The sequence below is a fragment of the Pseudomonas citronellolis genome (genome assembly GCF_029335315.1).
In the GTDB taxonomy this organism is placed as follows: Bacteria; Pseudomonadota; Gammaproteobacteria; order Pseudomonadales; family Pseudomonadaceae; genus Pseudomonas; species Pseudomonas citronellolis_A.
The window spans coordinates 1-13,634 of sequence record NZ_JARJLT010000403.1 but is presented as its reverse complement, the minus strand read 5'-3'; the positions used below and the strand labels follow the sequence as shown (position 1 = coordinate 13,634).

Genomic DNA, 13,634 nt, shown 5'->3' with positions numbered 1-13,634 from the left:
CGGCGGTCACGCACATGCGATTGCTCATGGGTTGTCTCTTGTTTTTATGGGTGTGCGATCCCCTGCCGAGCGACCGGAGGGCCGCGGCCAAGCGCAGGGCGGGAATCGTCGGGTTCGGCGACGGGAGCTGGGGGGCGTTTCCGCTTCAACCGCCCCTGCCCGGGTTCCATCGCCGGCTTGCCTTGGGCGGGCGTCCCGGCCGGACGCCCGCTTGCCATTGCCGGGTGCTCAGGCGCGCGCGGCGCGCGTCTCGGGTTGGCCGGCGCGGCGGCGCACCAGCAACAGGTGCGTGGCCAGGCCGAAGATCAGGCCCCAGAAGGCCGCCGAAAGGCCGAGGAAGGACATGCCCGAGGCGGTCACCAGGAAGGTGATCAGCGCCGCTTCGCGGTCCTCGGGCACGCCCATGGCGCCGGCCAGGGCGCCGCCGATGGCACCGAACAGGGCCAGGCCGGCCAGGGCGGCGACCAGTTCATGGGGGAAGGCGCTGAACAGCGACACCAGGGTGGCGCCGAACACCCCCAGCAGCAGGTAGGCGACGCCGCCCACCACGCCGGCGACATAGCGCCGCGCCGGGTCTTCGTGGGCCTCGCGGCCGGTGCAGATGGCCGCGGTGATGGCGGCGAGGTTCAGGCCGTGGCAGCCGAACGGCGCCAACAGCAGGGTGCCCAGGGCGCTGCTGGCGATCAGCGGGCGCGCCGGGGTCTGGTAGCCGTCGTTGCGCAGCACCGCGACGCCCGGCACGAACTGCCCGGTAAGTGCCACCACTACTAGCGGCAGGGCGATGTTGAGCAGCGCGTGCAGGCTGAATTCAGGGGCGATCCATTGCGGCGTGGCCAGGCCGATCACCAGTGCCTCGACGTTCAGCTGGCCACCGCCGATGGCCATGGCGCAGCCCACCAGCAGCACCAGGGCCACCGCGTAGCGCGGCGCCAGGCGCTTGCCCAGCAGGTAGGCGACGAACATCGCCAGGACCAGCGCCGGCTTGTTCTGCAGCGAAACGAACAACTGGGTGCCGAAGCTGAACAGGATACCCGCCAGCATGGCCGCGGAGATCGCCGGCGGCAGCTTGCCGACCACGCGATCGAAGGCCCCGGAAATACCCACCAGGAAGATGATCAGGCTCGACACCAGGTAGGCGCCGACCGCCTCGTTCAGGCTGATGCCCGGCAGCAGCGCCACCAGCAGCGCCGAGCCCGGCGCCGACCAGGCGATCACCAGCGGCACCTTGTAGCGCAGGCTGAGGAAGATGCCGAGCACACCGCTGCCGATGGAGATCGCCCAGACCCAGGACGACACCACGGCGTCCTCAAGGCCGGCGCTCTTTGCCGCCTGGAACACGATCACCAGGGGCCCGGCGTAGGAAATCAGGGTGGCGATCAGGCCGGCCACCAGGGCGGACAGCGAGAAGTCGCGGATGAGGTCTTTCATGGCGCCTCACTTTTCTTGTTTTGCACGCATGGCTTCGCCGTGCCGGCAAGCCGGCGGAGCGAGGCTCGGGAGGAGGACCTGCAGGAGCGGGCCATGCCCGCGAATCGCGCCCATGGGGCGCTCCTACAGGAAACCGCGGCGCAATGGATCGCGCCGCGGTAGAGGGCTCAGGCGCCCTGCACCTGCAGTGCGCGTGGGCGCTGGCTGCGCTGCTCGTCGTCGGCGCTGGCGGCCTTCTGCAGCTGGAAGCTGAATTCCAGCTCGGCGCGGCGAGCGCCATTGGCGTCCTCGACGAAGTTGACCTCGCCGACCAGCCCGTCGCGGGTGGCGTAGGCGAAGTCGTCCCACAGGTACTGGTCGCCCGACAGGTTGATCTGGGTGGTCAGGTGACGGTAGCCCGGCGCCGAGATGAAGAAGTGGATGTGCGCCGGACGCTGGCCGTGGCGGCCGAGCTGGTCCAGGCATTCCTGGGTCGGGCCCTGCGGGTTGCAGCCGTAGCCGCTGGGCACGATGCTGCGGGCGCGGTAGCGACCCTCGGCGTCGGTGATGATGCGCCGGCGCAGGTTGTACTCGGACTGGCTCTGGTCGAAGTAGGAGTAGTTGCCCTTGGTGTTGGCGTGCCACAGGTCGACGGTGGCGCCGGCGATCGGCTGGCCGTCGAGGTCGAGCACCTGGCCTTCCAGCAGCATCAGGGTGGCCACGCCATCCTCGCTGCCGTCGTCCATGCGCACTTCGCCTTCGGCGATGGGCGCGCCGGCCACGTACAGCGGGCCTTCGATGGTACGCGGGGTGCCGCCGGTCTTGCCGGCCAGCTCGTCCTTGGCGTCGTTGAGCAGGTCGAGGAAGTGCTCGACGCCCAGGCCGGCCACCAGCAGGCCGGCTTCGCAGCTGCCGCCCAGGCGGTTCAGGTAGTCGACGGCGGTCCAGAATTCGTCGTCGGTGACTTCCAGGTCCTCGATGAGCTTCGCGGTGTCCTGCAGCACGCGCAGGATGATCTGCTTCAGGCGCGGGCTGCCGTTGTCGTTGCCGTAGCCGGCGGCTTCCTGGAAGAACTTCTGGATCTCGGCAGTCTGGGAAATCTTCACGGTCATGATCTTCACCTCGTCTTGTTCTTGTGCAAGGGGTTGTCGTTCAGGGACGTTTCAGCGGTCGTCGGCATGGATCGACGACGGATGGCGGCAGAGCCCGTCGACCTCGATGTCCATGTAGGGGAACAGCGGCAGCTGCATCAGGGTGTCGTGCAGCTCCTCGACGCTGGCGAGGTCGAAGACGCTGTAGTTGGCGTAGTGCCCGGCGATGCGCCAGAGGTGGCGCCACTTGCCCTCGCGTTGCAGGCGCTGGGCCAGTTCCTTCTCGTCGGCCTTGAGCTGGGCGGCCTTGGCCGGGTCCATGTCGACGGGCAGTTTCACGGTCATCTTCACGTGGAAGAGCATGGGTTGTTCTCCTCTATCTCGATTTCAGGCGCGCGATTCAGGGGCGGCGGAAGCGCTTGACGCGCTCCTCGTCCAGGCTCAGGCCGAGGCCCGGGGCGTTCGGTACGAGCAGTTGGAAGTCGCGGTACACCGGCGCTTCGGTGACGATTTCCTCGGTCAGCAGCAGCGGGCCGAAGAGTTCGGTGTGCCAGGTCAGTTGCTTGAGGGTGACGAAGGCGTGGGCCGAGGCCAGGGTGCCGACGGCGCCTTCGAGCATGGTCCCGCCGTACAGGGCGATGCCGGCCGCCTCGGCGATCTGCGCGGTGCGCAACACGGCGCGCGGGCCGCCGTTCTTGGCGATCTTCAGGGCGAAGATGCTGGCGGCGCCGTCGGCGGCCAGGCTGAAGGCGTCCTCGACGCTCTCGATGGACTCGTCGGCCATGATCGGCGCCGGGCTGCGCTGGTTCAGGCGCACCTGGCCGGAACGGTTGATCCGCGAGATGGGCTGTTCGATCAGGTCGATGCCGTTCTCGCCGAGCACCTGGCAACCACGGATGGCCTGGGATTCGTCCCAGTACTGGTTGACGTCCACGCGCACGCTGGCGCGATCGCCCAGGGCCTTCTTGATCGCCACCACGTGCTTGAGGTCCTGCTCCAGCGGGTTGGCGCCGATCTTCAGCTTGAAGATGCGGTGGCGGCGCAGGTCGAGCATGCGCTCGGCCTCGTCGATGTCGCGGGCGGTGTCGCCGCTGGCCAGGGTCCAGGCCACTTCCAGGCCATCGCGCACGCGGCCGCCGAGCAGTTCGCTGACCGCCAGGCCGAGGCGTTTGCCCTGGGCGTCGAGCAGCGCGGTTTCCACCGCCGAGCGGGCGAAGGTGTTGCCCTTGATGGCCTTGTCCAGACGCTGCATGGCGGCGTTGATGTTGCTGGCGTCCTGGCCGATCAGCAGGGGCGCGAAGTGCGCCTCCAGGTTGGCCTTGATGCTCTCCGGGCTCTCGTTGCCGTAGGCCAGGCCGCCGATGGTGGTGGCCTCGCCGAGGCCCTCGATGCCGTCGCTGCAGCGCAGGCGCAGGATCACCAGGGTCTGCTGCTGCATGGTGTGCATCGCCAGCTTGTGCGGGCGGATGGTCGGCAGGTCGACGATGATCGCTTCGAGGCGTTCGATCAGGACTTGGGTCATGTCAGGTTCCATTCACGCTAGGCTGCTTGTCAGGGCCCGGCCGTCTGTCGCGGCCGATACCCTCCAGGGGTTTTCTTGCACGTCGAAGGATTGCGCCGGCGGCGACGGGCAGTCCAATATCGTTGCCCTCTCGTTCCATACCCTGGAGGTATCATGGAGCTCAGACACCTGCGTTACTTCCAGGCGGTGGCGGAAACCCTCAACTTCACCCGCGCCGCCGAACGCCTGCACATCGCCCAGCCGCCGCTGAGCCGGCAGATCCAGCAACTCGAGGAACTGCTCGGGGTCGAATTGCTGGAGCGCGGCCGGCCGCTGCGCCTGACCGAGGCCGGGCGCTTCTTCTACGAGCAGAGCGGCACCCTGCTGGAGCAGTTGCGCAACATCTGCGACAACACCCGCCGCATCGGCCTGGGCCAGCGCCAGTGGCTGGGCATCGGCTTCGCCCCGTCGACGCTCTACGCGGTGCTCCCGGAGCTGATCCGCGAGCTGCGCGGCGACGCCGAACTGGAGCTGGGCCTGCAGGAAATGACCACCCTGCAGCAGGTCGACGCATTGAAGAGCGGGCGCATCGACATCGGCTTCGGGCGCATGCGCTTCGACGACCCGGCGATCCACCAGCAGGTGCTGCGCGAGGACCCGCTGGTGGCGGTGCTGCCCGCCGGGCACCCGCTGCTGGGCGGGCCGGTGAGCCTGGAGCGCCTGTCGCGGGAGCCCTTCGTGCTGTACCCGGCGAACCCGCGCCCCAGCTACGCCGACCACGTGCTGGCGCTGTTCGCCAACCACGGTTTGGGCATCCGCGTGGCGCAGTGGGCCAACGAGCTGCAGACCGCCATCGGCCTGGTCGCCGCCGGCCTGGGCGTGGCCCTGGTGCCGGCCTCGGTGCAGCAGCAGCACCGCCCGGACATCGGCTACGCCAGCGTGCTGGAGCCCGAGGCGGTGTCGCCGATCGTGCTCAGCCGCCGCGCCGGCGATGTCAGCGCCATGGTCCAGCGTTGCCTGGCGCTGATCGAGCAGGTCAACCACTGAGCGGGTCATTCAGAGCAACCTCAGGGGCGCGTCGATGATCAAGCGGAACTCCTCCAGGTTGCCCTCGATCTGCCCCGCGCTGGCGCGGTGCCAGATGTAGCCGGTGGACAGGCCGACGCCACGCAGCGGGCCGGATTGCACGGCGTAGCTGAGCAGGCCGCCGACCTCGTAATGGCTCTCGCCCTCCTGCCCCAGCACCGAGCCATAGGCCGCGCGGGGGCCGCCGTCGTAGCCGCTGCCATCGATGCCCCAGCCCTTGACGTACCAGAGCAGGCTCTTGAAGCCCGGCAGGCCGTAGGGCGTCCAGTCGGTGCCGTAGCTGACCTGGAAGGAGCGCTCGTTGGGCCCGTTGTAGTACGAGAGCATGGCGTTGGGCAGGTCGAAGGCGTTGGACTCGGCGGGGAAGTCGAAGTACTCGTCGCCATTGATCTGCTGGAAGGCCAGCTTCAGCGTGTGGTTGGCATAGCCCGGCGTGATGCTGGCGCCGTAGGCCCGCTGGCTGATGCGCCCGGCGTTCTCGCGGCCGCTGGAGCGGGTGTCATAGAAGTCCAGGCGCAGGCCCAGGTCCAGTTCGCCCAGGCGGTAGCGCTGTGCCCAGCCCGCGTAGGTGCGGTCCCAGACGTCGTCGAAGCGCGACAGGTAGAGGCAGGCCCGGCCCCGCTCGCCGAGGCGGTAGTCGCCCCCTGCATAGGCGAGCCAGTCGCTTTCGACCAGGCGCGTAGTGAAGGTCAGGCTCAGGTCCTGGCTGCCGGCGCCGGTGCGCGGCGTGGCGCGCTGGAAGTGCCCGGCCTTGAAGGTCAGCCCGGGCAGGTCATGGCTCTGCAGCGAGAAGCCATCGAAGGAAGCCGGCAGGGTGCGGGTGTCGGCGTAGCTCATCACCGGCGTACGGACCTGCTGGCGGCCGAGCTTCGCCTCGGTTGCGCCGGCTTTCAGCTTGAGCGCGGCGATGCCCACCTTGCCCCACTGGTCCACCACCTCGCCGTCGCGCTCTGCCAGCAGGCGGGTGCTGCCGCCGGCCACCGCTTCGCGGCTGCGCTCCAGGGCCACCGCGCCGTACAGCGAGAAGTCCATGCCCAGGCCCTGCTCCCCCTGGCTGTAGCCGGACCGGTAGTCGAGCTTCAGGCCCTGCAGCCAGGCCACGCGGTCGCGCACCGGGCGCCCGCCCTCGTCGTCGGGCACCCGGAAGTAGCTGTCCTTGCGGGCGATTTCATGGGAGTACCAGTGGCGGGTGTTCAGCACCAGCGAGCTGTCTTCGAACAGGCGGCGCTCGTCGGCCAGGGCCAGTTCGGCGGTGAAGGGCGCCAGCAGCGCCAGGGGGCCGGCGAAGCGCCGGGCCCGGGTTTCGCTTGCGTGCATCGGGTCATGCCTCTTCATTATTGTTGTTGTCGTCTGGCATGGGCGCTCAGGCGGGCCCGGTCGGATAGGCGCGCGGCATCCGCGCCGCCGCCTCGATCACGGCGGCCACCTGGAAGCAACGGTCCTCACGGAAAAGGTCGGCGATGACCTGCACGCCGGCCGGCAGGCGCTCGCCCTGCAGGCCGGTGGGCACGCTGAGCGCCGGCAGGCCACTGAGCGCGACACTCATCAGGACCGCCTGCTGGCGCATGATCCGCGCCATCGCCTCGCCGCCCTGGGCATCCAGGCCCCAGGGCAGCGGCGCGCTGGCGGACACCGGGGCGATCAGCGCGTCGTAGCGCTGGAACAGCGCACGCCACTTGACCCGCAGGTCGTTGCGGGTGGCCAGCGCGGCGACGTAGCCGTCCAGGCCGGTCTCCGACGTCGCCTCCAGCATGCCCTGCACAGCGGCCCGCAGCGCATCGCTGCCCTCGCGCTGCATGACGGGCAGCAGTTGCAGGCGGATCTCCGTCATGACGAGGCGCAGCCAGGTCTGGGTGGCCAGCTCGTGGTCCGGCAGGCTCACCGGCTCGACGCGGTAGCCGGCGTCTTCGAGCATCTTCGCCACCGCCGCCAGGTTGTCCCGCACCGACGCCTCGAGGGGAATGCCGGGCAGTTCGCTGACCAGGCCGACCACGCGCTTCTCGCGGGCCTCGGGCGCGGCACCGGGGAGCACCCAGTTGGGGTCGGCGCCACCGCTGCTGGCCATCGCCTGGAACGCCAGGTGCGCGTCGGCCACGCTGCGCGCCAGCGGCCCCTGGGTAGCGATCTGCTGCCCGGCGAAGCCCAGGCCGAGGCCGGTGGGAATGCGTCCGACGCTGGGGCGCAGGCCGACCACGCCGCAGGCATAGGCCGGGTAGCGGATGGAGCCGGCGATGTCGTTGCCGTGGGCGATCGGGCACATTCCCGAAGCCACGGCCGAGGCCGCGCCGCCGCTGGAGCCGCCCGGGGTGATGTCGGCGCGCCAGGGGTTCAGCGTGCGGCCGTACAGCGGGCTTTCGGTGTACCAGCGGAAGGAGAACTCCGGCGTACTGGTCAGGCCAATGATGACCGCGCCATTGTCCAGCAGGTTCTGCACCACCGGGCTGTTGTCGGCGGCGATGTTGTCGCGGCGCGCCAGCCGCCCGTTGGTGTTGGGCTGGCCGGCGACGTTCTGGTTGACCTTGACGGTAACCGGCACGCCGTGCAGCGGCGGCAGCACGCCGCCGTCCCGCCGCTGGTCGGCGCGCTGCGCCGCGCTCAGGGCCTGGTCGCGCATTTCGTGGACCACGGCGTTGAGCCCGGGATTGACCTCGGCGATACGTCCGAGACAGCTTTCCACCGCTTCCTGGCTGCTGATTGTGCCGCGAGCGATAGCGGCGGCCAGCTCGCAGGCCTGCCACTGCCACAGCGGCGCCTCAGGCAGCGCGGGCGCCGCCGCTCCATCCCCCGCACTGGCGGCCAGCGCGTTCCTGCCCAACAGCAAGCCGGCGGACAAGGCCGCGGCGCCGGTCATGAAGTCTCTGCGTTGCATAGTGATCCCCCTTGGCCCCCGAAAGCGCGGAAGCCTGCGGCGGGCGCCGGCATGGCCAGCCCCGCCCAGCCGATTTCGGTTCAGGCCCGGGCCTGGGCCACAGGCGCGACCAGCCGCTCGCCGCGGCCGACCAGCAACATCGCCAGCGCCGCCAGCGCACCGGGAATGGCGAAGGCCATGAAGTTCAGGTGCAGCGGCAGTTCGATGGCCAGCAGCGAGCCCCCCAGCAGCGGGCCGACGATGGCGCCATTGCGGCCGATGCCCGAGGCCCAGCCCAGGCCGGTGGAGCGGATCGCCAGGCCATAGAACTGCGCGGCGGTGGCGTAGAGCAGGATCTGCGTGCCGATGGTGGTGGCGCCGGCCACACCGATCAGCAGGTAGAGCAGCGGCATCGGCGTGTTGAAGCCCAGCAGGGTGATCGAGACGGCGGCCGCAACGAAGAACAGCGCCACGACCCTGGGCAGGTTGAAGCGGTCGCCCAGCCAGCCGCCGAGGATCGCCCCGGCCATGCCGCCGAAATTCAGCGCCAGCAGGAACGACAGACTCGACCCCAGGCTGTAGCCGGCGTTGGCCATCAGCTTCGGCAACCAGGAGCTGAGCGCGTAGACCATCAGCAGGCAGCAGAAGAACGCCACCCATAGCATCAGGGTGCGCAGCGCCCGCCCCTCGCGGAACAGCGCCAGCACCGGGGCGCCCTGAGGGCGGTTTTCGCCCAAGTATAGCTCAGAGGTATGGTCGCCGGCTTCCGGGGCGATGCGCGCGAGGATGGCGCGGGCCTGTTCGGTGCGCCCCTGGCGCAGCAGGAAGCCGACCGATTCGGGCAGCTGCCAGAGGATCAGCGGCAGCAGGAGCAGCGGCAGCAGCGCGGCGAAGAACATCGCCTCCCAGCCGAAGCGCGGCAGCATGTAGATGCCCACGCCGGCGGAGAGCATGCCGCCCAGCGAATAGCCGCTGAACATCACCGCCACCAGGGTGCTGCGCAGGCGCTTCGGCGCGTATTCGTTCATCAGCGCCACCACGTTGGGCATCAGCCCGCCGATGCCCAGGCCGGCCATGAAGCGGCACACGCCGAACTGCGTGGGGCCGGTAGCGAAGCCGTTGACCACGGTGAAGCCGGAGAACAGCACGAAGCAGATGGCGATGCCCTTCTTGCGCCCGACCTTGTCGGCCAGCGGGCCGAAGAACAGTGCGCCGGCCATCATCCCGAACAGCGCGTAGCTGCCCAGCGCGCCGGCCTGCAGCGGGGTCAGGCCCCATTCCTTCATCAGCACCGGCAACACCACGCCGTAGATGAACAGGTCGTAGCCGTCGAAGATCAGTAGCAGGGCGCACCAGGCCATGACCACCCAGTGGAAGCGGCCGAAAGGCGCGTTGTCGATAACCTCGTGTACGTCGATTTTCCGCATGGCGTCACTCTCTTTCTTGTTGTTGTGCGAGAAGCCGTTGGAGCCGCATCGTGGGCGGTCCGTCTTTGCGTGGGATGGCGTTGAGCGCAGCGATACCCATCAACCCCGGCGATGGGTATCGCCTTCGGCTCAATCCATCCTACGAATGTGCGTGGTTCAGCCCAGGTCGCCACCGCCTACCGGCAGGGTCACGCCGGTGATGTAGGAGGCCTCGTCGGACGCCAGGAAGAGGATGGCGCCGACCTGTTCGTCGATGCTGCCGTAGCGCTTCATCAGGCTGCTGTTCACCGTCTGGTCGACGATCTGCTGGTACCAGACCTTGTCCTGCGCGCTCTGCTCGGCGGCGTTGCGCGGGATGCGCCGCGGCGGCGCCTCGGTGCCGCCCGGCGCGGTGGCGTTGACCCGCACGCCGCGCTCGGCGGTCTCGAAGGCCAGGCAGGCGGTCAGCGCGTTCACCCCGCCCTTGGCGGCGCCGTAGGGCACGCGGTTGACTCCGCGGGTGGCGATGGAGGAGACGTTGACGATGACGCCGGCGCCCTGCACCAGCATCGGCTCCAGGGCGGCGCGGCAGCACCACAGGGTGGGGAACAGCGAGCGCCGCACCTCGGCCTCGATCTCGTGCTCGGCGTAATGCTCGAAGGGCTTGGCCCAGATGGTGCCGCCGACGTTGTTGACCAGGATGTCCAGGCGGCCGAAGCGTTGCACGGCTTCATGGACCACGCGCCGGGCCTCGTCGAAGCGTTCCAGGTCGGCGGTCAGGGTCAGCACTTCGGCGCGCTGGCCGAGTTCGTCCTGCAGTTCGTGGACCAGTTCGGAGCGGTCCACCGCCACCAGGCGGGCGCCCTCCTCGACCAGGCGTTCGGCGACGCGGCGGCCGATGCCCTGGGCGGCGCCGGTGACCAGGGCGACTTTGTGGGGGAATCTGTTCATGGCATATCTCCGTAAGGAGTGCGTTCCGGGAAGTGGGTGCGTGGGGCGGCTACCCTCTCCCCCCGCCCTCTCCCTGAAGGGAGAGGGAGCTATTCGTGCTCCCCGGCTGAGTTCGATGCTCGGGCCAATATCAGTGCTTCGTGGTAGCCGGCTAACATCGAATTCCGCCGCGGTACGGACGGTCCCCTCTCCCTTCAGGGAGAGGGTTAGGGAGAGGGGCTCTTAGCCACCCGCTCACGCCGCACTCGCCGCAAACTTCTCGTAGTAGAAGTTCGCCGGGGTGATGCCCTGTTCGCGGATGTAGGCGCTCACCGCCTCGACCATCGGCGGCGGGCCGCACAGGTAGATGTCCACCTCGCCCTCGTTGAGGTGCGCCGGCGTGATGTGCTGGGTGACGTAGCCCTTCTGCGGGTAGCTGCTCTCGGGGTTGGCCACGCAGGCGCCGAAGCTGAAGTTGGGGATGCGCGCCGCCAGGGCTTCGAGGCGGTCCAGCTCCACCAGGTCGAAGTCGTTGGTCACCCCGTAGATCAGGTGCAGCGGGTGTTCGCTGCCCTGCTCGGCGATCTTTTCCAGCATCGCGGTGAAGGGCGCCAGGCCCGTGCCGCCGGCCAGCAGCAGCAAGGGCCGCTTGATCTCGCGCAGGTAGAAGCTGCCCAGCGGGCCGGCCAGGTTGAGGCTGTCGCCGGCCTTCGCCAGGCCGGTGAGGAAGCTGCTCATCAGGCCACCGGGCACGTTGCGGATCAGGAAGCTGACCTCGCCCTCCTTCTGCAGCGAGCTGAAGGAGTAGGCGCGGCTCTGCCCGCTGCCCGGCACCTGCAGGTTGACGTACTGCCCCGGCAGGAAGGCCAGCTTGCTCAGCGCCTCGCCCTTGATCGACAGCGCGATGGTGCTGGCGGAGAGCTGGCGCACCGAGCTGATGGCGGCCTGGTAGCTGGCCTGCTGGGTCTTGCACACGTCCGAGGAGGCCGGCACGCGCACCACGCAGTCGCTGGCGGCGCGCATCTGGCAGGTCAGTACGAAACCTTGTTCGGCTTCTTCCTCGCTCAGCGCATCCTCGATGTAGTCCTGCCCCAGGTCGTAGCGGCCGGCCTCGGCGAAGCACTTGCAGGTGCCGCAGGCGCCGTCGCGGCAGTCCAGCGGGATGTTCACGCCCTGGCGGTAGGCGGCGTCGGCCACGGTCTCGTCGGGGTTGGCGTCGATGAAGCGGGTGACGCCGTCTTCGAAGTTCAGTGCGATCGAATAGCTCATGGCGGCCACCTCAGATGTGGTAGATGTCGATGACCTGACGGACGTAGTCGTTCTTCAGGACCACCTTCTTGGCCTTGATCAGCGGGTTCTCGCCGCGCAGGTCGAGGTCGTAGAAGCTGGTGCCGAAGTAACTGTCGGTGGTCTTGTAGCGGAAGCTCAGGGTGTGCCAGTTGAAGCGCACGCGCAGCAGGCCGTCTGCCTCGCCGAGCAGTTCGATGTTGCTGATGTTGTGCGAGGTGCGGGTGTCCGGCATGGTCGCGCTGGAGCGCTCGGTCTTGATGCGGAACACGCGGTCTTCCAGGCCGCCACGGCTGCCGTACCAGATCAGCGAGATTTCCCGCTGCGGGTCTTCGGTCAGCTCGTCGCGGTCGTCCCAGGCCGGCATCCAGAAGCTGGCGTCGGCGGCGTACAGCTCCAGCCAGGCGTCCCAGTCCTTGTCGTCGAGGTAGCGGGCTTCGCGATAGAGGAAGTCGCGGATGGTTTCGTAGCGGCTCATCACACGGCCTCCTCGAGCGGAATGCGCTTGGCCTGTTCGGCGGCCAGGGCTTCGCTCATCGCGTCCAGCCAGTACTTGTGCTGCAGCACGAACAGGCCTTCGTCCTCGGTGCGCACGCCGGACAGCTGCGGGTGCAGTTGGATTTCCCTGGCGGCGTCGTCGGCGCCCTCGATCCAGTGCGCGGCGCCACGGGACATGTCGTTCCAGCCCAGCGCGCTGCCCTGGTAGGCCTGCTGGCAGGAGCGGAACTCCTCCAGGTCGTCCGGGGTGGCCATGCCGCTGACGTTGAAGAAGTCCTCGTACTGGCGGATGCGCTGGGCGCGGGCCTCCAGGCTCTCACCCTTGGGCGCGATGCAGTAGATGGTGATTTCGGTGCGGTTGACGTCGATCGGCCGGGCGATGCGGATCTGCGAGCTGAACTGGTCCATCAGGTAGACGTTGGGGTACAGGCAGAGGTTGCGCGAGTTCTGGATCATCCAGTCGGCGCGGGCCTGGCCAAAGTCGGCGGCAAGCTGCTCGCGGCGCTCGAAGGCCGGGCGGTCCTCGGGGTTGGCCCAGCGGGTCCAGAGCAGCATGTGACCGTGCTCGAAGGAGTAGAAGCCGCCGCCGTGCTTGGCCCAGCCGCCGGCGCTCATGGTCTTCACTTCCTCGCCGGCCTCGCGCTGCTTGCGCTGGTTCTGGGTGGCGGCGTAGTTCCAGTGCACGGAGCTGACGTGGTAGCCGTCGGCGCCGTTCTCGGCGGTGAGTTTCCAGTTGCCTTCGTAGATGTAGCTGCTCGATCCGCGCAGCACTTCCAGGCCCTCGGGGGACTGGTCGACGATCATGTCGATGATCTTCGCCGACTCGCCCAGGTGCTCGACCAGCGGCTTGACCTCGGCGCTCAGGCTGCCGAACAGGAAACCGCGGTAGGACTCGAAGCGCGCCACGCGGGTCAGGTCGTGCGAGCCTTCGCAGTTGAAGCTCGACGGGTAGCCGGCCTCGGCCGGGTCCTTGACCTTGAGCAGCTTGCCGGAGTTGTTGAAGGTCCAGCCGTGGAAAGGGCAGGTGTAGCTGGAGCGATTGCCCGACTTGTGCCGGCAGAGCATGGCGCCCTTGTGGCTGCAGGCGTTGAGGAAGGCGTTGAGCTGGCCTTCCTTGTTGCGCGCGATGAAGATCGACTGGCGACCGATCATGGTCGTCAGGAAGTCGTTCTTCTCGGGAATCTGGCTTTCGTGGGCGAGGTAGACCCAGTTGCCTTCGAAGATGTGTTTCATCTCCAGTTCGAACAGGCGCGGGTCGGTGAACATTTCGCGCTTGCAGCGGTAGACGCCCTTGGCGGGGTCTTCTTCAAGCAGGGAACGCAAGTAGTCGATACCCAGGGTCATGGCCGGGGCCTCCGTTGTTATTGTTCAGGCAGGCTCAGGTTAGGGCTGGGGTGGCGGGGGCAATATCCGCTTTGTGCAGAGCGCTATCCGCTTTTTGCAGGGAGGGGGGCGGCAGGTGCGGCGTAGGCGCGGGCCGGCTCAGTGGCGGCGATGGGTATCGCTTCGCGCAACGCCATCCTGCGGGGCTCGGCCTGCTGGACGGGGGCGTTTCGGCGTGCGCGGATGATCCACTGGAA

General features: G+C 68.5%; 12 protein-coding genes. 1 reads left to right on the top strand and 11 read right to left on the bottom strand.

Features of this window, described 5'->3' with window-relative positions:
* Nucleotides 1-228 precede the first annotated feature (228 nt).
* The 4 genes from P3W75_RS30685 to P3W75_RS30670 all read right to left on the bottom strand — a co-directional run bounded on the left by P3W75_RS30685 (nt 229) and on the right by P3W75_RS30670 (nt 4,020).
* Nucleotides 229-1,428, bottom strand: coding sequence for a benzoate/H(+) symporter BenE family transporter (locus P3W75_RS30685; protein ID WP_276231095.1), 1,200 nt, complete (start codon nt 1,426-1,428; stop codon nt 229-231).
* Nucleotides 1,429-1,595: 167 nt separating this feature from the next.
* Nucleotides 1,596-2,519 carry a catechol 1,2-dioxygenase gene (gene catA / locus P3W75_RS30680; protein ID WP_276231094.1) on the bottom strand — a complete coding sequence of 308 codons (924 nt, stop codon included), beginning with the start codon at nt 2,517-2,519 and terminating at the stop codon, nt 1,596-1,598.
* A 51-nt stretch (nt 2,520-2,570) separates the two neighbouring features.
* Nucleotides 2,571-2,861, bottom strand: coding sequence for a muconolactone Delta-isomerase (catC, locus tag P3W75_RS30675; RefSeq protein ID WP_015477003.1), 291 nt, complete (start codon nt 2,859-2,861; stop codon nt 2,571-2,573).
* Nucleotides 2,862-2,898: 37 nt separating this feature from the next.
* A complete protein-coding gene (locus P3W75_RS30670; protein ID WP_276231093.1) occupies nt 2,899-4,020 on the bottom strand; it encodes a muconate cycloisomerase family protein in 1,122 nt (373 codons plus the stop codon).
* A 153-nt stretch (nt 4,021-4,173) separates the two neighbouring features.
* On the opposite strand from P3W75_RS30670, the gene P3W75_RS30665 reads away from it, so the two are divergent.
* The gene (locus P3W75_RS30665; protein ID WP_276231092.1) at nt 4,174-5,046 is read left to right on the top strand and encodes a LysR family transcriptional regulator; all 873 of its coding nucleotides are present in this window, start codon (nt 4,174-4,176) and stop codon (nt 5,044-5,046) included.
* 9 nt (nt 5,047-5,055) lie between these two features.
* On the opposite strand, the gene P3W75_RS30660 is transcribed toward P3W75_RS30665, so the two are convergent.
* The 7 genes from P3W75_RS30660 to benA all read right to left on the bottom strand — a co-directional run bounded on the left by P3W75_RS30660 (nt 5,056) and on the right by benA (nt 13,398).
* Nucleotides 5,056-6,402, bottom strand: coding sequence for an OprD family outer membrane porin (locus P3W75_RS30660; protein WP_276231091.1), 1,347 nt, complete (start codon nt 6,400-6,402; stop codon nt 5,056-5,058).
* A 46-nt stretch (nt 6,403-6,448) separates the two neighbouring features.
* Nucleotides 6,449-7,954 carry an amidase gene (locus P3W75_RS30655; protein WP_276231090.1) on the bottom strand — a complete coding sequence of 502 codons (1,506 nt, stop codon included), beginning with the start codon at nt 7,952-7,954 and terminating at the stop codon, nt 6,449-6,451.
* An 80-nt stretch (nt 7,955-8,034) separates the two neighbouring features.
* The gene (locus tag P3W75_RS30650; RefSeq protein ID WP_276231089.1) at nt 8,035-9,360 is read right to left on the bottom strand and encodes an MFS transporter; all 1,326 of its coding nucleotides are present in this window, start codon (nt 9,358-9,360) and stop codon (nt 8,035-8,037) included.
* A 156-nt stretch (nt 9,361-9,516) separates the two neighbouring features.
* Complete coding sequence (locus tag P3W75_RS30645) at nt 9,517-10,290, bottom strand: 1,6-dihydroxycyclohexa-2,4-diene-1-carboxylate dehydrogenase (protein ID WP_276231088.1); 774 nt, start codon at nt 10,288-10,290, stop codon at nt 9,517-9,519.
* A gap of 234 nt (nt 10,291-10,524) precedes the next feature.
* Nucleotides 10,525-11,538 carry a benzoate 1,2-dioxygenase electron transfer component BenC gene (gene benC, locus P3W75_RS30640; protein ID WP_276231087.1) on the bottom strand — a complete coding sequence of 338 codons (1,014 nt, stop codon included), beginning with the start codon at nt 11,536-11,538 and terminating at the stop codon, nt 10,525-10,527.
* Between the two features lie 10 nt (nt 11,539-11,548).
* Nucleotides 11,549-12,034, bottom strand: a complete 486-nt coding sequence (gene benB / locus P3W75_RS30635; RefSeq protein ID WP_430765429.1) for a benzoate 1,2-dioxygenase small subunit — start codon at nt 12,032-12,034, stop codon at nt 11,549-11,551.
* The gene (gene benA, locus P3W75_RS30630; protein ID WP_276231085.1) at nt 12,034-13,398 is read right to left on the bottom strand and encodes a benzoate 1,2-dioxygenase large subunit; all 1,365 of its coding nucleotides are present in this window, start codon (nt 13,396-13,398) and stop codon (nt 12,034-12,036) included. Before benA ends, benB begins: the two co-directional genes overlap by 1 nt.
* Nucleotides 13,399-13,634: the final 236 nt, after the last annotated feature.

Excerpts from the sequence above, each read along its gene's own strand:
- P3W75_RS30685 (WP_276231095.1), bottom strand. The coding sequence starts at position 1,428 with ATGAAAGACCTCATCCGCGACTTCTCGCTGTCCGCCCTGGTGGCCGGC.
- catA (WP_276231094.1), bottom strand. The coding sequence starts at position 2,519 with ATGACCGTGAAGATTTCCCAGACTGCCGAGATCCAGAAGTTCTTCCAG.
- catC (WP_015477003.1), bottom strand. The coding sequence starts at position 2,861 with ATGCTCTTCCACGTGAAGATGACCGTGAAACTGCCCGTCGACATGGAC.
- P3W75_RS30670 (WP_276231093.1), bottom strand. The coding sequence starts at position 4,020 with ATGACCCAAGTCCTGATCGAACGCCTCGAAGCGATCATCGTCGACCTG.
- P3W75_RS30665 (WP_276231092.1), top strand. The coding sequence starts at position 4,174 with ATGGAGCTCAGACACCTGCGTTACTTCCAGGCGGTGGCGGAAACCCTC.
- P3W75_RS30660 (WP_276231091.1), bottom strand. The coding sequence starts at position 6,402 with ATGCACGCAAGCGAAACCCGGGCCCGGCGCTTCGCCGGCCCCCTGGCG.
- P3W75_RS30655 (WP_276231090.1), bottom strand. The coding sequence starts at position 7,954 with ATGCAACGCAGAGACTTCATGACCGGCGCCGCGGCCTTGTCCGCCGGC.
- P3W75_RS30650 (WP_276231089.1), bottom strand. The coding sequence starts at position 9,360 with ATGCGGAAAATCGACGTACACGAGGTTATCGACAACGCGCCTTTCGGC.
- P3W75_RS30645 (WP_276231088.1), bottom strand. The coding sequence starts at position 10,290 with ATGAACAGATTCCCCCACAAAGTCGCCCTGGTCACCGGCGCCGCCCAG.
- benC (WP_276231087.1), bottom strand. The coding sequence starts at position 11,538 with ATGAGCTATTCGATCGCACTGAACTTCGAAGACGGCGTCACCCGCTTC.
- benB (WP_430765429.1), bottom strand. The coding sequence starts at position 12,034 with ATGAGCCGCTACGAAACCATCCGCGACTTCCTCTATCGCGAAGCCCGC.
- benA (WP_276231085.1), bottom strand. The coding sequence starts at position 13,398 with ATGACCCTGGGTATCGACTACTTGCGTTCCCTGCTTGAAGAAGACCCC.